This window comes from Sorangium sp. So ce426, from assembly GCF_051475585.1.
Lineage (GTDB): Bacteria > Myxococcota_A > Polyangia > Polyangiales > Polyangiaceae > Sorangium > Sorangium cellulosum_B.
The window spans coordinates 7119609-7139233 of record NZ_CP150341.1 but is presented as its reverse complement, the minus strand read 5'-3'; the positions used below and the strand labels follow the sequence as shown (position 1 = coordinate 7139233).

11 protein-coding genes are annotated in these 19625 nt (G+C 70.6%); 8 read left to right on the top strand and 3 right to left on the bottom strand.

The annotated features are described in order from the left end of the window. Positions 1-182 precede the first annotated feature (182 nt). Together WMF44_RS26550 and WMF44_RS26545 are read right to left on the bottom strand one after the other, a co-directional pair. Positions 183-356, bottom strand: a complete 174-nt coding sequence (locus WMF44_RS26550) for a hypothetical protein (RefSeq protein ID WP_437292832.1) — start codon at positions 354-356, stop codon at positions 183-185. Continuing rightward, complete coding sequence (locus tag WMF44_RS26545) at positions 350-2248, bottom strand: c-type cytochrome (RefSeq protein WP_437292831.1); 1899 nt, start codon at positions 2246-2248, stop codon at positions 350-352. Before WMF44_RS26545 ends, WMF44_RS26550 begins: the two co-directional genes overlap by 7 nt. Positions 2249-3126: 878 nt before the next feature. Here WMF44_RS26545 and WMF44_RS26540 point away from each other — a divergent pair. The 4 genes from WMF44_RS26540 to WMF44_RS26525 all read left to right on the top strand — a co-directional run bounded on the left by WMF44_RS26540 (position 3127) and on the right by WMF44_RS26525 (position 10779). Then, on the top strand, positions 3127-6006 hold the full coding sequence (locus WMF44_RS26540) for a DNRLRE domain-containing protein (RefSeq protein ID WP_437292830.1): 2880 nt from the start codon (positions 3127-3129) through the stop codon (positions 6004-6006). A gap of 236 nt (positions 6007-6242) precedes the next feature. After that, on the top strand, positions 6243-8093 hold the full coding sequence (asnB, locus tag WMF44_RS26535) for an asparagine synthase (glutamine-hydrolyzing) (RefSeq protein ID WP_437292829.1): 1851 nt from the start codon (positions 6243-6245) through the stop codon (positions 8091-8093). 909 nt (positions 8094-9002) lie between these two features. After that, positions 9003-9668: a pectate lyase gene (locus WMF44_RS26530; protein WP_437301611.1), complete on the top strand. Its 666-nt coding sequence runs from the start codon at positions 9003-9005 to the stop codon at positions 9666-9668. Positions 9669-9954: 286 nt separating this feature from the next. Beyond that, positions 9955-10779 carry a YbhB/YbcL family Raf kinase inhibitor-like protein gene (locus WMF44_RS26525; RefSeq protein WP_437292828.1) on the top strand — a complete coding sequence of 275 codons (825 nt, stop codon included), beginning with the start codon at positions 9955-9957 and terminating at the stop codon, positions 10777-10779. 252 nt (positions 10780-11031) lie between these two features. Here WMF44_RS26525 and WMF44_RS26520 read toward each other — a convergent pair whose 3' ends face one another. Then, complete coding sequence (locus WMF44_RS26520) at positions 11032-12177, bottom strand: hypothetical protein (protein ID WP_437292827.1); 1146 nt, start codon at positions 12175-12177, stop codon at positions 11032-11034. A 72-nt stretch (positions 12178-12249) separates the two neighbouring features. On the opposite strand from WMF44_RS26520, the gene WMF44_RS26515 reads away from it, so the two are divergent. The 4 genes from WMF44_RS26515 to WMF44_RS26500 all read left to right on the top strand — a co-directional run bounded on the left by WMF44_RS26515 (position 12250) and on the right by WMF44_RS26500 (position 19514). After that, a complete protein-coding gene (locus WMF44_RS26515) occupies positions 12250-13044 on the top strand; it encodes an N-formylglutamate amidohydrolase (RefSeq protein ID WP_437292826.1) in 795 nt (264 codons plus the stop codon). A 285-nt stretch (positions 13045-13329) separates the two neighbouring features. Continuing rightward, entirely contained in the window at positions 13330-15765 is a 2436-nt protein-coding gene (locus tag WMF44_RS26510) for a type VI secretion system Vgr family protein (RefSeq protein ID WP_437292825.1), read from the top strand. Positions 15766-15771: 6 nt separating this feature from the next. Next, positions 15772-18444, top strand: a complete 2673-nt coding sequence (locus WMF44_RS26505; protein WP_437292824.1) for a DUF2169 domain-containing protein — start codon at positions 15772-15774, stop codon at positions 18442-18444. Next, the gene (locus tag WMF44_RS26500) at positions 18441-19514 is read left to right on the top strand and encodes a pentapeptide repeat-containing protein (RefSeq protein ID WP_437292823.1); all 1074 of its coding nucleotides are present in this window, start codon (positions 18441-18443) and stop codon (positions 19512-19514) included. Before WMF44_RS26505 ends, WMF44_RS26500 begins: the two co-directional genes overlap by 4 nt. The last annotated feature ends 111 nt before the right edge of the window (positions 19515-19625 follow it).

Genomic DNA, 19625 nt, shown 5'->3' with positions numbered 1-19625 from the left:
GGGCTCGAGACAACGGTTTCAGGCCCCTCGCCGGCCCAGCGCTGCTCAGCCTGTCGAATCAAGGCAGCTCGACTGCGCCGAGCGACCGTTCCCTACATGAACTGTCGGCGTGAGGAAGCCTCCGCCATCGCCTGTCGGCGACTCGGTAGCTCTGGCGAGCTCCGTGGTGACAGCCCTGCGTGTCACGGCGCTGCGGGAGCGCCCTTCCCCGACCGCGCATTGGCCAGGTGGCGCTCGACCGGGGCGATGAGCTCGGCGTGATCGAGCGGCCTCGAGAGGCAATCCGCGGCTCCGCGATTCACGGCGTCGACGGCCGCCTTCACGGTGGCGTGGCCGTCATGAGCGCGAGTCAACACGCGCCTTCCGCGCGGCGGCCGCGGGCCGCGCCGGCGAGCGCGAGCCCGAGCAGCGCTGCCTGGACGAGGCATGTCTCGACCGCGGGGTAGATGCCGAGCGCGGTGAATCGAGGGAGCGGCAGCCGGTGGAGCGGCAGCAACCCGCAGAGCTGGAAGGCGGCCACGGCGCGGCCGGCGAGCGGGACGCACAGCAGACAGGCCAGCCATGCGGGAGGGCTCGCCCAGCGGTGCGCGGCCGCCCGGCTCGCGCGGGTGACCAGCGCCGCGCCGGCGGCGAGCAGCGCGAGCGTGAACAACACCCCGGCCACGGCGGGCGGCGCGACGGGGAGCGACACCCCGAGCGCGGCGTCGAGCGCCGAGAACGCCGCGCCGAAGCCGGCCAGCAGCGCGGCCGCGAACACGGCCGCTCGGCGGCCTTGCGACAGGCCGCCATGCAATGGATCGTGCGAGCTCACCTGCCGCGCGCCGCGCTGCCGGGCGAGCGCCGCCGCGCCGGCGAGCGCCGCGAGCGCGAGCGAGATCGTCGCGCCTGCCGTGAGCGTCCGCCAGAAGCCGGCCATGTGCCCGAGCGCCGCCGCGACCCACGCGGCGAGCGCGAGCAGCAGCGCCGCGCCCGACGCGACGTGGACGACTCGCCGGCTCCGTGACGACGCGACGGCGGCGAGCGCGGCGAGGAAGAGCGCCGCAGCGGCGAGCTCGCGCAGCGCCAAGCGGCTCGAGGCCTGGGCCACGAGCCGACCTTCCGCGCGCCCGGACCGCGCGAGCGCGACCTCGGCGTAGGTCGCGTCGCGCAGGAGCGTGGCCATGCCCGCGTCGAGCGTGTCTGTCGTCGCGCCTGCCGCGAGCGCCGCTCGGAGGGCGAAGGCGCCGTCGCCGAGGTCGTCCGCGAGCGCCTCCTTCACGGTGCGGACGCTCGCCTCGGCCACGTCGATGCCGTCGAGCTGGGCTGTGCTGAGCGCCTCCCGCGCGTCGACGAGCCTGCCCTCGCGCAGCGCGGCGCGCCCCCTGTCGAGCGCGGCGCGCGCGATGGAGAGGGGGTGTGACGCGGCCTCGCCGCCATAGGCGACGCGCCGTCGGAGCTCCGCGAGGAGCGCCGCGTGTCGCTCGGCGGGGATCCCGCGCGCGGAGAGCTCGGCGCGCAGGTCCGCGTCGGAGCGGACCGCGAGCTCGACCATGGAGTAGTCCGGCAGATCGAGCGGCCTCGGGCCTTCGCCGGGCTCGGGGTGGTGGAGGCCGGCGACGTGGAAGGCGAGGTCCCAGCGGTCGCGGGCGGAGAGAAAGGTGAACGGCACCATGGCCGTGCCGCTGACGCCGAATCGAACCGCGGACTCGACGCCGATGGGCGCGAGCTGCTCGGCGAGGATCGGGTCGTGGAAGTTCGCCGGGGGCGGGACCAGGCTCGCCGCGCGCCGGGTATCGGCGTGCCCCGTCGGGCCGTGGCAAGTGGCGCAGTTCTCCTGGTAGAGGGCCGCGCCGCGCGTCGCGTCGGGCCGCGAGAGCGGCGCCTCCGCCAGCCGGAAGGCGGACGCGACCCGGTCGCGCGCGCCCCTGGCCGCGACGGCGACGCGATCCGCGGCGACCTTCGCCTCGACGAGCTCGCGCACGCCGACGATGCCCTGCGCGAGGTCGCCCGCCCCGCTCTCGAGCGCGGACGGCTGGATGCGGGTGGCGACGTGGATCGCCTCGCCGAGCAGCGCCAGCTGCTCGTCATACTCGATGACGCTGGTGACGGCGCCGTTCGCGACGCTCCCGCCATAGTCCATGGCGACATAGCCGAGCACATGGACGAGGCGGCGCGCCTCGACCTCGGCCGGCTCCCCCGGATCCGCCAGCGCGGGGCGCTCGCCGAGGAGCAGGGCGGCGGCCATGGCGGCCGCGCTGACCGCCGCCATGGCGGTGAGCCCGGCCGTCGTTGCTCGCGGGCTACGCGCGAATCGCGGAAGTCGCGGAAGTCGCGGGAGGCGCGGGAGGCGCGGAAGTCGCGGGAGGCGCGGGGTGGAGCCGGCCCGCGCCGGCGATCCAGCGCGCACCCCCGTCGCGATCATGCGCCCGGGTCGCGCGCGGCGAATCAGAAATCGCGATGACACATATCCCTCATACAATCGAAAAAGAGTTCATGCTAGCTTCCCCCGATCGTGCAGCGACCCGCTGCTCGACGACAATGCTTTGAGGTCCTCATAATGATCCTGCCGCGTGGCGCTCGGGGGCGCCGCACCAGCTGGCCAGGGAGCAGAAAGGTTTTGCAAGACTGACCTACCGCCGTCGCGCGAGGCGGCCACGGGCGAAGGCCCCGGCGTCCATCCTCCGTGCGAGCGTCCGTGCCAGAGCAAGCGCACGCGACGTACGCGACTGAGCGCTGGGACGACGAGCGCCGACCGTCGGCGCCGGGCACGCATTCCGTGTTGGCCAGTGTTGGCGCGCTGGTTCGACAGTGGTGACGGAATTCTGTTGTGCTTTGAGCGCGCCCCGGCAATCGCTGCCCTCCGGCCCCACTCAGAGGCAGAGGCAGAGACAGAGACAGAGACAGAGGCAGAGACAGAGACCGGAGCGGCTTGCCGTCGGCGCGAGGCTCTCCGATTTAAGATGATCTCCCACCTGTATGTTCGGTAAGATGGTAGCAGCGCGTTCACGTCCGATGCGCTGATAGCGCACGGTATCAGGCGCGATGCGATCGCTGGCGTGACCGGCCGGGAAGGCGCTCGGCTCGCCGCACGGCGATCGTTTGTTGGAGGCAAGGCGGGATGAATCAGGAAGCTCGGAGGGTGAAGCAATGAAATTGAACCCCGGACATCTGGCCGCGGCGTCGGTGGCAGTGACGATCGCGTGGGCCGGCCAGGCGGCCGCCCAGTCGGTGATGAGGCAGCCCTATCTGCAGTCGTTGACGCCCAGCTCGGTCTACGTGGTGTGGACGACCGACGTGGGCACGGACAGCCGCGTGCGCTACGGGACCGATCCGGCGAATCTGACGCAGACGGTGGATCTCGGCGCGCTCGCGACCCAGCACGAGGTGCTCATCAGCGGGCTCACGCCGGACACCCGCTACTACTACAGCGTCGGTACGTCGAGCGCGGTGCTGGCCGGCGGCTCCTCCTCCTTCTACTTCGAGACGGCGCCGCCCGTGTCCACGCCGAAGAAGTTCCGGGCGTGGATCATCGGCGACACCGGCTACGGCGGCACGGCGCCCTGGGCGACGCGAGACGCGATGCTGAACGTCGTCGGCGCGTACCGCCCCAACCTGTTCCTGCACATGGGGGACATGGCGTACAACTTCGGCACCACCGAGGAGTTCACCAACGGCTTCTTCAATCAGTACGCGGAGATCCTTCGCAACACCGTCGTGTGGCCGACGTTCGGCAACCACGAGGGCCTGAGCTCCGACTCGGCGACGCAGACCGGTCCTTACTACACCGCCTACGTGCTCCCCACCGCCGGGGAGGCCGGCGGGGTCCCCTCCGGTACGGAGGCTTACTACTCGTACGACTACGCGAATGTCCACTTCGTCGTGTTCGACGGCTATGGCTCCTCGCGGTACTCGACCGGCGCGATGGCGGCCTGGCTCGCCGCCGATCTCGCCGCGACGGAACAGGACTGGATCATCGCGTACATGCACTTTCCGATGTACACGAAGGGCACGCACGACTCGGACGAGGACTGGCTGATCATCGAGCACCGGGAGTACCTCGCGCCCATCCTCGACGCGGGCGGGGTCGACCTGGTGCTCGCGGGCCATTCGCACAACTACGAGCGCTCGTTCCTCGTGGACGGCGCCTACGATACGCCGACCACGGCGGACGGGCACATCGTCGACGGGCGCGACGGCAAGCCGCTCGGCGACGGCCCCTACGTGAAGCTCCCTGGCAAAGGGAGCCACGAAGGGGCGGTCCATGTCGTCGCCGGCCACGGCACGTACGTGGGCGGCTCTGGAGGCCACCCGCTCATGTACTTCAACGAGGCGCAGAGCGGCTCGTGCCTCCTCGACGTCGAGGACAACCGGCTCACGGTGTCCAACGTTCGCTACGACGGCGTGATCAGCGATCGCTTCGCCATCGTGAAGGGAACGGCCCTCGACGTCGCGGCGCCCGACGGCGGGGAGCGCCTGCCGCCGGGCGGCATCTTCCCGATCCGCTGGGCGACCGTGGGGAACATCCCCACCGTCCGGATCGAGTACACGACCGACGACGGCGCGACCTGGACCACGATCACGAACAGCACCGCCAACACGGGCCGCTACAACTGGGTGGTTCCCTCCATCGACACGACGACGGCCCTCGTGCGCGTCTCCGACGCCGAGCACCCGCTGCTCTCCGACGAGAGCAACGCCGGCTTCACGATCCAGAGCCTCCCCCGCACGGCCGTCTACTTCGGCGATTACTGGGTTTACGACGACCTGGGCGTCGACCGGGGTACGGAGTGGCGGAGCCTCACGTTCGACGACTCGTCGTGGAAGGGAGGCTGGGGGCAGCTCGGCTACGGCGACGGCGGGGAGAGCACGGCCCTTTACCGGGCCACGCCGTCGTATCCCACGGCCTACTTCCGCAAGATCATCCCGATCGACGGGCCGGTCGCGCAGGCGACCATGAAGCTCATCCACGACGACGGCGTCGTCGTCTGGCTCAACGGCGCCCAGGTGGCATCGAAGCGCGTGACCGGCACGGCCTACGGTGACTATGCGTCCGCGGAGTCGCGCGACGACGAGCTCACCACGGTGACGCTCTCCCCGAGCTCTTTCGTGGTCGGAAGCAACATCCTCGCCGTGATGGTCAAGCAATCGGCCCCCAATTCGACCGATCTGTCCTTCGACATGGAGCTGACGCTCACCTATGCGCCACCCGGCAGCGGGAGCAGCAGCTCGAGCTCGTCCAGCAGCTCGAGCTCGTCCAGCACGAGCGCCTCGAGCACGAGCGCCTCGAGCACGACCAGCAGCACGAGCAGCAGCACGAGCGCCTCGAGCACGAGCGCCTCGAGCACGAGCGCCTCGAGCACGAGCGCCTCGAGCACGAGCGCCTCGAGCACGAGCAGCAGCACGAGCGCCTCGAGCACGAGCACGGGCAGCGTCATGATGAGCAGCGCGATGAGCGTGGGCAGCACCGGCGCGGGCGGCGCGGGCGGCGCCGGCTCTGGAGGCACGCCCGTCTGCAGGACCGTGCAGCGCGGCGTCTTCGGCACGGTCTGGGACGCGACGCTCTGGTCGGCCTCGCCGACCTACAAGGAAGGGTCGTACGTGTCGATCTATACGGGCGGAGCCGGCACCGGAGGCTTCCGTGCTGCGCTGGTCTGGTTCGACCTCTCGTTCATCCCCGCGGGCGCGCCGGTCTACTCGGCCACCTTGACGATGAATCAGGTGTACAAGTCGTCGGTCACCACCGTTCATCTCCACGAGGCCCTCGCGCCCTGGGGCGAGACGACCGTGAGCTGGTCCAGCTACAACCAGAGCTGGGAGCCGCTCAGCTTCGCGTCGATCGTCACCGTCAACGGCGCCGGCGATCGGACAGCCAACCTCACCGACCTGGTGCAGGACTGGGTGAACGGCGTCCTCCCGAATTACGGGTTCGTGATGGAAGAGGACGTGGCGGGGGCGTCGCAGTGGCGGGCCAGCGAAGACTCCACGCCGTCGCGCCGCCCGCGCCTCGAGGTCTGCTACGCAGAGTGACCGCGCGCGGCGACGCCCCGGCGGGCACCGCCGGCCAGCCTCGTCGCCCCCTGCGCGTCCACGATCTCCGCCCCATCCCTGGTGAGCGCTGAGCGCCGCGCTGGCCAGCTCGGTTGCGCGGCCCAGCCGCACTGTCTACGCTCGTCCGCCGAACAGCGAGTGATCCGCGTGCGCCGCGGCGGGCTGTCGAGGCCCGCCGCTTTCGCGCGATGGCGCTGAAAGGGAGGGGATCGTCCATGTGCGGCATTGCGGGATGGGTGGACTACGAGCGCGATCTGACGCTGGAGCGTGATGTCCTGCAGACGATGACAGCGACGATGAGGCTCCGCGGCCCGGACGACGAAGGGGTATGGCTCGCTCCGCGCGCCGCGCTCGGGCACCGCCGCCTCGCCATCATCGATCTCGACGGGGGCCGCCAGCCGATGATCGCCGACCAGGACGGCGCGCCGGTGGCCGTGCTCATCTACACGGGCGAGGTCTACAATTTCCGCGAGCTGCGCGGCGAGCTCGAGGCCCGGGGCCACCGCTTCAAGACGCACAGCGACACCGAGGTCGTGCTCCATGCGTATCTCGAGTGGGGCGCGGGCTTCCCCCGGCGGCTCAACGGAATGTTCGCCTTCGCCCTCTGGGACGTCCGCGCCGAGGAGCTGCTGCTCGTCCGGGATCGGCTGGGCATCAAGCCGCTGTTCTACCAGCGGATCGGCTCGGCGGTGCTCTTCGGCTCGGAGCCCAAGGCGATCCTCGCGAACCCGCTCGCGTCGCCGGTCGTCGACGCGAGCGGCCTGCGGGAGCTCCTCGCCTTCGTCAAGACGCCCGGAGCCTCCGTGTTCCGCGACATGCGCGAGGTCCGCCCAGGCCATGTCGTGCACGTGCGGAGGGATGGGATCTCCGAGCGCCGCTACTGGGCGCTCGAGGTAAGGCCGCACGAGGACGACCTGCAGGCCACGATCCGCGCGATCCGCGGGCTGCTCGAGGACACCGTGGCGCGACAGCTCATCTCCGATGTGCCCCTCTGCTCCCTCCTGTCGGGAGGGCTCGACTCGAGCGCGGTGACCGCCCTCGCGCAGCGGGCGCTCAGGGCGGAGGGCGCGGGGCCCGTGCGCTCCTTCTCCGTCGAGTTCGCGGGGCACGCCGAGCACTTCACGCCGGACGCGCTGCGGAGCACGCAGGACACGCCGTACGTCGCCGAGGTCGCGCGGCACGTCGGGTCGGACCACGCGGGGATCGTGCTCTCCGCAGCCCAGCTGGCCGACCCCGAGATCCGCGCCGCCGTGCTGCGCGCCCGGGATGTCCCGATCGCCTTCGGTGACCTGGATACTTCGCTGTACCTCCTCTTCCGCGCCATCCGGGAGCGCTCCACGGTGGCGCTCTCCGGCGAGTCGGCCGACGAGGTCTTCGGCGGATACCCCTGGTTCCACGACCCGGAGATGGTGGCGGCAGAGACGTTCCCCTGGCTCGCCATGCGCATGAAGATCCGGGGCGCGAGCGCCGCCGCTCAGCTGCTCGCCCCCGCGCTCCTCGCGCAGATCGACCTTCAGGGCCATGTCGCCGCGCGCTACCGGGAAGCCCTCGCCGAGGTCCCGCGCCTGCCGGGCGAGGACGGAGCGGAGCGGCGCATGCGGGAGATAGGTTATCTGCACCTGACGCGGTTCCTGCCGATCCTGCTCGACCGCAAGGATCGCATGAGCATGGCGACCGGCCTCGAGGTCCGGGTCCCGTTCTGCGACCACCGGCTCGTGGAGTACGTCTTCAACGCCCCCTGGTCGATGAAGACCTTCGACGGGCGCGAGAAGAGCCTGCTGCGCGCGGCGTCCGAGGATCTCCTGCCGCGCTCGGTGCTCGACCGTCGCAAGAGCCCGTATCCGACGACGCAGGATCCAGCGTATACGGAGCGGCTCCGAGGCCAGCTCGCGGGGCTCCTCGCCCGGAAGGACGCGCCGGTGCTGCCGCTCGTCGACGTGGCACGCGCCCGCGCCGTCGCCTCGGAGTCCGCAGGAGCGGTCGACGAGCTCGCCCGGTCGAGCATGCATCAGGTCCTCCTGCTCAACGACTGGCTGACTCGTTATCGGATCGAGCTGGCGCTCTGAGCCGCCGCGGCAGGCGCCGCCGACGAGCGCGACCGCTGCCGCGCCCGGAGGGCAGGCTCGCGCCGTCGAGCCGCCTGCGGGCTCATGTGTCAACCGCCGGTTGACGTCGTTGACGTCGGCCCATGACAGCGGCGAGCGTGCCTGTCCGCCGGAGCGGGTGAAACGCTGTCCTTCAGCGGAAAAATGCAATCATGGTGCCCTGATCTGCGGCCGCGGGTGACGGCGCGCCGTGGCCTGGGCATTGCTCTCGCGCCAAGACAAGACAAGACAAGACAAGACAAGAGAAGACAGGACAGGACATCTCGTAGACATCGCGAGGCCACGACGACCCGTGGGGGAGGGTATGCAGAGGGAGTGAAGGGTGGGGTCGTCGGTCGCGCGCAACGTTAACGATCGAGGGATAAAATCATGAGCTTGAAATTGACCTATGCTTTCGGTGCCCTGTTGTCGTTCGGCCTCGCCGGCTGCCTCGCGGCGGACGGCGCCGACCTGGATGTGGACGTGGACTCGGCGAGCGACGCGCTCAGCGCCGTCAGGATCGAGGCCGAGAACCAGAGCTGGTCCATCTCGTCGGGCGACAGGATCGAAGACAACGCGGACAACGTGAAGCTCCGCGCCAACCAGAGCGGGGACACCTTCAAGTTCTCCGCGTCGGTCGCGTCAGGCACATACAAGATCGTCCTTCGTTACGCCAAGCGGAACGTGTACGGCAAATACGAGCTCGCCGTGAAGGGATCGTCGGTGAAGTCCTTCGACGCTTATGGCTCCTCCACCGGTGACAGCTGGACGACAGCGACGCTCGGGGAGAAATCGCTCTCTGGCAATGTCGAGTTCGCGCTCACGTGCAAGGGCAAGAGCTCCTCGTCGTCGGGGTATGACCTGAAGGTCGACTACATCGAGCTCGTGCCGGTGGGCGGCGGCGACTCTGGCGGGAGCTCGGGCGGCGGGAGCTCGGGCGGCGGCACCACCACGGCGGGCAACGGCGGCGTCGTCAGCTCGACGATCATCGTGAAGGCGGGCGAGACGTTCGACGGCGGCGGCAAGCGGTACATCGCCGACAAGAACACGCTCGGGGACGGCAGCCAGGCCGAGGGCCAGAAGCCGGTGTTCAAGCTCGAGGACGGCGCGAAGCTGAAGAACGTGGTCCTCGGCGCGCCGGCGGCCGACGGCATTCACACGTACGGCAACGTCACGCTCGAGAACATCGTCTGGGAGGACATCGGCGAAGACGCCCTGACGGTCAAGAAGTCCGGCACCGTGGTGCTGAACGGCGGCTCCGCGAAGAACGGCGACGACAAGGTGTTCCAGATCAACGCGGCCAGCACCTTCAAGGTGTCGAATTTCACGGCGCAGAACGCCGGCAAGTTCATCCGGCAGAACGGGGGGACCGACTTCAAGGTCGACGTCTTCATCGACCGGTGCGACATCTCGAAGATGAAGGAGTCCATCTTCAGGACGGACAGCAGCAGCAGCAGCGTGACGATGACGAACACCCGCTACAGCGGCATCGGCAAGGCGCTCTTCATGGGCGTGAGCTCCTCGAAGATCACGACGTCCAACAACACGCAATATTGACCCAGCGGTTCTGCACATTTCCGCCAGGGCAGGAGCGTCCTCGCGGGCGCTCCTGCCCGCTCTTGCGCGGTGTCAAGGGTCAAGGGCCCTCCGCTCCGCCTCTTCCTCTCTGGCGAGCAGGCGAGAGACCTGGAGCGATGTGTCGCGCAGGGCGCGCTCATGTCAACGTTCACATTCTTCGATCACTCACTGTTCCGGGAAATGTACCGCTAAATTGCGGATCTTTGTCGCAAGGGGAGAAGCGACTGTCATCGCGATAGGAACGCCGGTGTGGCATCATGCGCCAATGCGTACCATCACGGATAGGCTCACACGTAGCGCTCGATACCTCGCCTTCGCGGCCCTGCCGTTCGCCATACTGAACTGCTCGAGCGGCGATCCCGATGAGTCCGGGAACGGCGGGAGCACCGCGGCGAGCACCAGCTCCCAGAGCGCCAGCAACAGCAACAGCAGCAGCAGCGCCGACAGCTCGAGCTCGAGCTCGAGCGGCGGCGACCCCACGACCACCACGACGTCGGGGGCCGGGGGCAGCGGAGAGGGTGGCGCGACGGGAGTCGGCGGGAGCGGAGAGGGCGGCTCCGGAGGGAGCGGCGGCGCGCCCTCCGAGGAGTTCGCGCTCGCGAGCACCAATCACGAGGAAGGCGCCAAGTTCGCCGACAAGTACACCTGCCAGACCGCCGGCTTCCAGAACAGCGTCATGCCGGAGCTCCACTGGACCCCGGGGCCTGCGGGCACGAAGAGCTACGCCATCACCTTCATCGATGTCACCCTGGCGCACGCGACGCCGTCGCAGCCCAACGGCTACCACTGGGTTCTGTACAACATTCCTGCCACCACCACCTCGCTGCCCGAGGGGTTCAAGCAGGCGGACGCGACGCAGCTCCGCGCCATGCAGAACTCGAACTACCTCGGGCCTTGCCCCAATTTCGGCTCCAGCAGCGGCACGAAGACCGACACCTACGAGTTCACGATCTACGCGCTCGCCGAGGAGTCGATCACGATCACGGGGACCGGCACGGCTGCAGTGAGGGACGCGGAGACCAAGCTCGAGGCGAAGAACCTGGGCAGCGCGAAGCTCACCGGCACGTCCAACGCCTTCTCGACTCGATGAAGCGGTAGCTGCTTTTGCGGTCCTGAAGCATCCTCTCGAATGTTTCGAGGAGATTCACAGGGAGGCGAGGAGGCGGGGAGTAGAATCCCATGAATCTCCCTGTCTCCAGGCCTCCCTGTTCACGTTTCTCGTCCCCAGAATGCCAACGAAATGAGAGGACTCGTCGGCTCTACAGCCTGACCCCGGGGTCGCATGTGCGATGTCTCGGTGACCGCCGGCGGACGCGCAGCGCCTGCCGAATCGAGGCGTCCGTCATCCAGAAGCGGGGTCCCGGCGGCGGCCCTCTGGACGCTTCGGGGCCTGCTGCGGGGCAGACAGGGGCTCCGCGAGCTTGCCGCTCCCCTGTTCGATCAGCTTCTTCTCGTACCAGGGACGTGTGGCCTGCGCGCGAGCGAGATAGGCGAGCGCGATGACGCCGAGGAGCGGCAAGGCGGCGTAGGCCACGGAATGGGCCGTCACGTCGGGGCCGATCGCGCTGGCTGAGCTCCACGAGGGGACATGACGCGCCTTCACCGTCTGGCCCTCGCGGAGCCGGGCGAACACGCCGTAGGACACCTCGTCGGAGAAGGCGGCGCCACGGTCGCCCCGCATCGTGACCTCGAAGCGGGTGTGGTCGCCGTCCTCCTTCTCCTGGAGCTGCGTCACCCGGACGTCCACCGTCTCGCCCAGCCAGCGGCGCGCGTGGAAGGCCGCGAACGCCATGTTGAACGCGAGCGACGCGACGGCCGCGGCGATGGCCCACCGCTTATGGAACGCCGCCCTGCGCGCGAACCGCTCGCCGAGAGGCTCGGACGAGAGGAGCATGCGGCCCCCGCGCGGGGGCGCGAGCAGGTATCCCTGCGCCTGCTCGCGGTACCCCTGGGCCTGCGCCTCGGGATCGGGCGCGCGCCGGAGCTCGCCTGTCGCGAAGACCCTCTCGCCTGGAATGAGCTCGGCCACGCGGACGCGCCGGGTGAGATCGACCCGGATCATGCCGTCGAGCGCGTCGACGAGCTGCACGTCCTCGCCCGGCTCGACCCGGATGCGCGCGCCCGACGCGTGGCGGAGATAGAAGGGGTGGACATGGACCTTGCGGCCGGTCTCGGCCCACTGGTGGGTCCAGACGCCGGAGGTCTCGGACTCGGACCCCTCCTGCTCGACCTCGACGCGCACCGCCACGTCCGCGCCTTGCTCCCGCTCGACGGTGCCCGCGACGACGGCCTCGCCGGGCGCGAGCGCGGCGCCGGGCATGAACGAGGCCTCGGCCCGCGCGGCGGCGCGGCGCTGCCGGCGCGAGAGCCGGAGCGCGAGCGCCGCGAGGACGAGCAAGCAGGCCGTCGCGACGCCTTCCACCAGGAGCGACGACAGCCCGGCGTCGAGATGGTATCGGCTCGCGAGCAGCCAGATCCGGGGTTCCATGGCCCGCCATGAGAGCGCAAACCGGCGCACCCGTGCGAAAAACCCGGCGCGCGCCTACCCTCCGGAGCAACGATGCCCGCCACGCCGCCCCCGTTCCGCGTTCACGAGCCTGACATGGCGGGGCCGATCGTCGTCGAGGTCCCGCACGCGAGCCTCGCCGTGGACGAGCTCGCGGCGCGCTTCACGCGCGTGCCGGAGCGCGCCCTCGCGGCCGACGCGGACGTCGCGGCGGACGCGCTCTTCGGCGGCGTCACGCTCGAGGGGGCCGCGCTCGTCGTCGCGACGGCGAGCCGCTTCGTCATCGACCTCAACACGGCCCCGCGCGTGCCCACGCCCTACGAGGACAAGCTCCCCTACGGGCTGCGGGAGGTGCGGCGGCGCTCCGCGAGCGGCGAGCAGTGGCTCGAGAGCCCACCACCCCGCGCGGAGGTCGAGCGCCGCGTCCGCGACGTGTTCGAGCCGTACCACGCGGAGATCGCCGCTCGCCTCGCCGACGCGCGCGCGCGTCACGGCGCCGCGATCCTCGTCTCCGGGCACACGTACCCCGACGTCATGTTCCCGGGCGCGGCCGACGTCGTGCTCGGGACCCGGCGCGGCGAGAGCGCGGCGGGCTGGGCGCGCGACGCGGTCGCCGAGGTCGCGCGCGCGCACGGCCTCTCGCTCGCGCACGACGATCCCTTCCCGGGCGGCCACGCGATCGAGCGGCACGCGCGCCGCGACGAGGGGGTCCACGCGCTCCAGATCGAGATCGCCCGCAGGCTCTACTGCGACGCGCGCACCCTCGCCCTCCGCCCCGACGATGTCGCGCGCCTTCGCGGCTTCACCCGCAGCGTCATCGCCGCGCTCGCGAGTGCAGCCGCGCGATAACGCGGCACGCACACGGTACGGCTGCAGCGCGCACACGGTGCGCGCGCAGGGCGCACACGGACGCGGCGCGCGCGCAGCGACGGCGCCGAACACGAGCGCAACGAGCTCGGCAGGCGCGCGCCGTCGAGCCCGCGCTGCTCGGCGAACGTCGCACAGGTGGGCGCTCGTCCCACCACCGGATCCGCTGTTCCACAGCACGCTCGTGGCGCATGCAGACGTTGACGCCGCGACGCGATGCACCGAGATTCCGCCCTCAACACCAGGCCAGGGATGGGGAGGCTCTCCATGCGCCCAGACGGTTTCTCGCTCTCGTGCTCGGCACTCGCCAGCGTTGCTTTCATCGGTTTCCGCGGTACCGAGCACGTCTCGCAGCCGTACGAGTTCGAGCTCTTCTTCTCCGTCCCGACGAGCACCGACGTGCGCAAGGCGGTGGGCGAGCGGGCGACGGTGCGCGCGAGCCGCGGCGACGGGAAGGACCCGCTCGTCGTGCACGGCGTCATCGCGAGCGTCCGCCTCTTGCACCAGAACGCGGAGCGGGCGCTGTACCAGGCGCTGCTCGTGCCGAAGCTCTGGTTCCTGCGCCACTTCTGGCGCAGCCACGTCTTCACGAACCAGCCCGTCAAGGAGTTCCTCTCCGCGACGCTCCAGAACGGCGGGCTCGCGGGCGGCGACTTCCGCTTCTCGATCAACGACGGCGACTACCCGGTCGAGGAGTTCGTCGCGCAGTACCGCGAGACGCACCTCGCGTTCTTTCACCGGTGGCTGGAGCGCGAGGGCCTCTACTACTTCTTCGAGCACCCGGAGGACGGGCCCGGTGAGGTGCTCGTCATCGTCGACGATCGCGGGCTGCACGACGACTTCCCGGGCGGCGGGGTCGTGCGCTACGTCCCGCTCTTCGGCGACGACGTGACCGCGCCGCCGGGCCTGCACCAGATCGAGCAGAACGTGCAGTGGCTGCCGAAGACGGTCACCATCGCCGACTACAACTACTCGAACCCGTCCGCGTCGGTGAAGGGCGAGAGCAGCATCACCGCGAACGGGGTGGGCGCGATCCGCGAGTACGGCTTCCGCGTCTTCGTGCAGAGCGACGCCGAGCGCCTGGCGCAGGTGCGCGCGCAGTCGATCGGCTGCCGCGAGGTGACCCTGCGCGGGAGCGGCGACGCGCTCGGGCCGCGGGCGGGGTACCGGTTCTCGCTGGACGATCAGCCCGCCGACATCGTCGACCAGTGGCTCGCGCTCGAGGTGCAGCACAGCGCGTCGATCGCCGGGATCACGCCCGAGGTCGCGCGGCTGACGGGGCTCTCGGCCAGGGACATCTACGCGATCAAGCTGCTGGCGATCCCGGCCGACGTGCAGTTCCGCGCGCCGCAGGCGACGCAGTGGCCGCGCATCTACGGGTTCGAGAACGCGATCGTCTGCGGCCCCGCCGACAGCCAGTACGCGCAGATCGACGCCGACGGCCGCTACCTCGTGCGCTTCGAGTTCGACACGAGCGGCCTGCCCGACGCGCGCATCTCGACGCGGGTGCGCATGATGCAGCCGCACGGCGGGACGACGGAGGGCTTCCATTTCCCGCTGCGCAAGGGCACCGAGGTGATGATCGCCTTCCTCGGCGGCGACCCGGACCGGCCCTTCATCGCCGGCGTCGTGCCCAACGCGCACCGGCCGAGCGTCGTCGCCGAGCGCAACCTCAGCCAGAACATCATCCGGACGGGGAGCGGCAACCAGCTCGTGCTCGAGGACGAGCAGGGCAAGGAGTTCATCTTCCTCCACACGCCGAACAACCGCACCGGCATCTACATGGGGACGCCGAGCGGCAACCACGGCTCGGTCTACACGGGCGACGGCGACACGCAGACCGGCACGTTCCTGTCCCCCGAGAACGCCGACCCGGCCATCGCCGGCAGCAGCCTCGTCGACGTCACGTTCAGCTACCTGGAGACGACGTGTGGGGACGGGGGCTCATGGATCGGCGGCGACTCCTGGGAGAACGTCAGCGGCAACAAGTTCAGCATGGTGGTCGGCAACCTCTGGGCGGGCGTCGGCGGGACGTACACGCTCCAGGTCACCGCCGAGGCGGAGGAGACCTACTACGCGACCCGCAAGACCACGATCAAGACGGGCCGCGAGGACACGGTCGAAGCCGGCGGGATGAAGCAGACCATCACCGACGGGATGACGCTGACCATCACGAGCGGCGGGATGAAGCACGACGTCCACGGCGTCTTCGAGCAGACGATCGAGCCGGAGGGCTCGTCGACGGTGACCGGGCCGTGGATGCACAAGGTCACGGCCGAGAACTTCGACGACTACAAGAGCTGGAAGACGGAGGTCGCCACCACCTGGAAAGGCCACTTCGGCGGCGACGTCGACCTGAAGTCCGACACGAACTTCCTGATCAAGGCGCCCAACGCGAAGATCACGGCCACCAACCTGAAGTGGGAGGTGCTCGGGCTGACGTTCGACCTCACCCCGAACAAGCACGAGCTCTACTTCTACAAGGGGGCGACCGGCGTCATCAAGACGGACCACGCCGCGCTCGCCCAGCAGGCCTACTTGCTCAAGCTCGAGACGTCGTTGATCAAGCTCGACTTCGCCGCGTTCGATAAGAAGGCCGTCGGCGCCAAGATGGATCAGTTCGGCACCTACCTGAAGCATCAGGCGGTCGCCCTGACCCTCGCGGGGCTCATCGCGTGGAACAGCGCCTTCACGAAGATCTGAGCGCAGATGCGAGTCGTCAAACCCCTCAAGGTCCCGGCGCTCACGCGCGTCGTCGAGGTCGCGCGGCGCCTCAGGTTCCACGTGGGCGCCATGATGGCGTTCCCCCTCGACGCGCCGCGCGCGCTCGTCGATGAGATGTCGTTCTGGCAGGCCGCGACGGCGGCGCTCGGGAGCATCCCGCTCGACGACGGCATCACGAAGGCGCGCGGCGAGCTGCTCGTCGCGGGCCGGTGCTACGCCCCGGAGGGCCGCCGCGTCGGCGCGTCGTTCGTCCGCGCGCGGCTCGGCTCCGTCGACAAGCGCCTGGCCGTGCTGGGCGACCGGCACTGGAGCGGCCACGGCTTCACGGAGCCGGAGCCGTTCTCGGAGATGCCCATCGACTGGGCGCGCGCGCTCGGCGGGCCGAAGGACGCGGCGAACCCGTACGGGAAGGGGATCGAGGAGGTCGAGCGCGGCGGGCAGCGCGTCCGGCCGCTGCCGAACGTGGAGCACTACGGCGCGCTGATCCGCTCGCCCGGCGACCGGCCAGGCCCGGCGTCCTTCCTCGCGATGGACGTGACGTTCGCCCAGCGCCGCGCCCGCGCGGGGACGTACGGCGCGGACTACGCCGAGAAGTGGGCGCCCGGCCTGCCGCCGGACGTCGATCCCGCCTTCTTCAACGTCGCGCCGAGCGATCAATGGCTCGCCGAGCCGCTCCGCGGCGACGAGGCGTTCCTCGTGGAGAACATGCACCCGACGCGCCCGCGCATCGAGGGCGCGCTCCCCGGCCTCGCCGCGCGCGTGCTCGTCACCCGCCGCGACGCGAGCGGGGAGGCGTTCCTGGAGCTGCCCGTCCGCTGCGACACGGTGTGGCTCTTCCCCTCGGCCAACCTCGGCGTCGTGATCTTCCACGGCTCGATGCCCGTGGCCGACGACGACGCCGGGGAGATCGTCGACCTCGTCGTCGCCTGCGAGGAGATCGGCCGCCCCCGGCCGATCGAGCACTACCGCGAGGCGCTCGCGCGGCGGATCGACAAGGACCGGGGCTCGATCGCGTCCCTCAGCGACAGCGATCTCATGCCGCCGCGCGAGTCGGGCGTCGCCGCGAACGTCGCCGGGATCGAGATGGTGCAGTGGCTCAAGAGCGAGAACCTCGCCGCGCAGAACCTGCGGCGCGGCGCGGAGCGGGAGCGCGAGCGCCGCCGCGAGGAGCTGCTCGCGGACGGCATCGACCCGGCGCGATTCGGCCTCGACGCGCCGCTGCCGGAGGAGGAAGCGCCTCCGCCGATCGACGATCTCGACGCGCTGGTGACGTACCTCGACGCGGCGTCGCGGAAGATGGAGGAGGAGAAGGAGAGGGCCGAGCGCCTGAAGAAGGAGGCCGAGGAGCGCATGAAGGCGCAGGCCGCCGAGATGGACGTGTCCGAGGAGGCGCTCCGCCGCGGCCAGACAGGGGAGGAGCCGCCGGGCGGCCCGCCGCGCTTCTCGGCCAAGGCGCAGCTCCAGCAGTACGCGGAGCTGGCCGAGGCGGCGCGCCTCGGCGGCGTGCCGAACCTCGAGCTGGAGGCGATGCTCGCGGATCCAGGGTTCCCCGAGCAGCTGCTCCGCCTCGAGCAGGCGGCGCGCGAGGGCTACCGCGGCTCGGCGCACCTGAGGTCCGCGGCCCTGCCGATGACCGCCGAGGCCTCGCAGATGGCGCGCGTCGTCGTCGACGCGGCGCGCGAGGCGGGCGAGCCGCTCGACGAGCGCGACCTCACCGGCGCGGACTTCCGCGGGGTCGACCTGCGGGGGATGCGCCTCGCGCGCGCGTTCCTCGAGGGGGCCGACCTGCGCGGCTGCGACCTCTCGGGCGCGGTGCTCGAGGGCGCGGTTCTCGCGAAGGCCGATCTCTCTGGCGCGAACCTCACGGGAGCGCGGCTCCGGGGCGCGAACCTGGGCAAGGCGAACCTCGAGGGCGCGGTGTTCGACGACGCCGATCTGACCGAGGCCGTCCTGATGGGCGCGAGGCTCGCCGGGGCGAGCCTGAAGCGGGCGAAGCTCGAGCGCGCCGACGCCCTCCAGGTGAGCTGGGCCGGCGTGGATCTCTCGGGCGCGGATCTCTCGCTCTGCTCGTTCCTCCAGGCGAGCTTCGCCGGGGCGAACCTCGCCGGGGTGAACCTCGAGCGGGCGATGCTCCTCGAGTGCTCGCTCGACGGCGCGGACTTCTCGGGCGCTCGGCTGCACAAGACGTCGCTGATGAGCTGCACCGGGGCGAAGGCGCGCTTCGCGGGGGCGCGCTTCTCCGAGGGGGTCGCCGTCCACAAGAGCGGCCTGCCGGAGGCCGATTTCCGCGACGCCGTGCTCGACAAGACCTGCTTCCGGACGACGGATCTGCGCGGCGCGCGGTTCGATCGAGCCCAGATGACGATGACCGATCTCTCCGAGGCGGACGCGACGGGCGCGACCTTCGACCGCGCCGTCATGAAGAACGCCCTCTTGATCCGGACGAACCTCGACGGCGCGTCGCTCCGCGGGTGCAACCTGACGGAGGCGATCCTCTCGAAATCGCGCCTGGCGGGGGCCGACTTCACGGGCGCGCAGCTCTGCCGGGCCGATTTCAGCCGCGCGCGCGGCGACAACCGGACGACGTTCGCCGAGGCGAGCGTCGAGTTCACCCGGTTCGACCGGCAGGCGGCGCCGGCTCCTGGAGGCGCGATATGAACCGCGACGAGGTGCTCGACAAGGTCCGCCACGGGGACCCGATCCAGGCCGTGGACATCTCCGGGCTCGACCTGACGGGCGCGGATCTCTCGGGCGCGGTGTTCGACCGGGTCCGCATGCCGCGCGCGATGCGGGGCGCGCTCGTCAAGGAGTCGACGTTCTCCGAGTGCGATCTGTCGGGCGTGGACGCGGCGGGCGTGGACCTGCACCTGACGACGTTCTTCCGGAGCCGCCTCGACGGGGCGACGCTCTCGGGGGCGAGGCTCGTCGGCGCGAGCTTCATCGAGTCGACGTTCGAGGGCGCGGCGCTGTCGGGCGCGGAGGCGCCCGTCGCGACCTGGACGACGTGCTCGCTCGAGCGCGCCTCGTTCGAGGGGGCGAACCTCGACCGGGCGAACCTCGTCGAGGTCAAGGCCGGCGGCGCGAACTTCTCTCGCGCGAACCTCGAGAAGGCGACGCTGTACAAGCTCGACCTGCGCACCGCGCTGCTCGACGGCGCGAACCTGACGCTCACGACGCTTGTCGAGGCGGCGCTGGGCGCGCGGGCGTTCCAGGGAACAAAGCTGTTCCGCACGCAGTTCATGCGCGGCAGCGTCGCTGGATCGAGCTTCGCGGGCTGCGACGCGACGCAGTGCAACTTCACCGGGGTCGACGTGTCCGACTGCGACTTCTCCGATGCGGTCCTGACGCAGGCGCTCTTCGGCGAGGCGAACGCGGCGAAGGCGCGGTTTTCGCGGGCGAAGCTGCAGAACGCCATCTTCGAGCGGGCCGCGCTCGCCGAGGCCGACTTCTCGGGGGCGGAGCTCGTCGAGGCGTACCTCGCCTTCGCGTCGTGCGCCGGCGCGCGCTTCGTCGGCGCGAAGCTCGCGTACGCGGACCTCTCGCACTGCGACCTCTCGGGCGCGGACTTCACGCAGGCGGCGATGTTCCGCACCAAGCTGCACCGCGCTCGCCGCGACGGGGCGAAGGTACCGGCGGGCGCAGGCTGGCTCGGCGACGACGAGAAGCTCGCCGCGCTCGAGGACTGGAAGCCGCGCCGCGGCGGCGAGCGCGATGGGCAGCACGCGTGACGGTGCCTGCTGCGCGGGCCGCGCGGAACCATGAGATACGAGACACGAGACACAAGACCGCAGCCACGACCCGTGAGACTCGGGGCGAGGCCGCGTTCCACGAACTTCATT

Bases quoted from the DNA above. Each gene is read 5' to 3' on its own strand.
- WMF44_RS26545 (WP_437292831.1), bottom strand. From the start codon at position 2,248: ATGGCGGCGGTCAGCGCGGCCGCCATGGCCGCCGCCCTGCTCCTCGGC.
- WMF44_RS26540 (WP_437292830.1), top strand. From the start codon at position 3,127: ATGAAATTGAACCCCGGACATCTGGCCGCGGCGTCGGTGGCAGTGACG.
- asnB (WP_437292829.1), top strand. From the start codon at position 6,243: ATGTGCGGCATTGCGGGATGGGTGGACTACGAGCGCGATCTGACGCTG.
- WMF44_RS26525 (WP_437292828.1), top strand. From the start codon at position 9,955: ATGCGTACCATCACGGATAGGCTCACACGTAGCGCTCGATACCTCGCC.
- WMF44_RS26520 (WP_437292827.1), bottom strand. From the start codon at position 12,177: ATGGAACCCCGGATCTGGCTGCTCGCGAGCCGATACCATCTCGACGCC.
- WMF44_RS26515 (WP_437292826.1), top strand. From the start codon at position 12,250: ATGCCCGCCACGCCGCCCCCGTTCCGCGTTCACGAGCCTGACATGGCG.
- WMF44_RS26510 (WP_437292825.1), top strand. From the start codon at position 13,330: ATGCGCCCAGACGGTTTCTCGCTCTCGTGCTCGGCACTCGCCAGCGTT.
- WMF44_RS26505 (WP_437292824.1), top strand. From the start codon at position 15,772: ATGCGAGTCGTCAAACCCCTCAAGGTCCCGGCGCTCACGCGCGTCGTC.
- WMF44_RS26500 (WP_437292823.1), top strand. From the start codon at position 18,441: ATGAACCGCGACGAGGTGCTCGACAAGGTCCGCCACGGGGACCCGATC.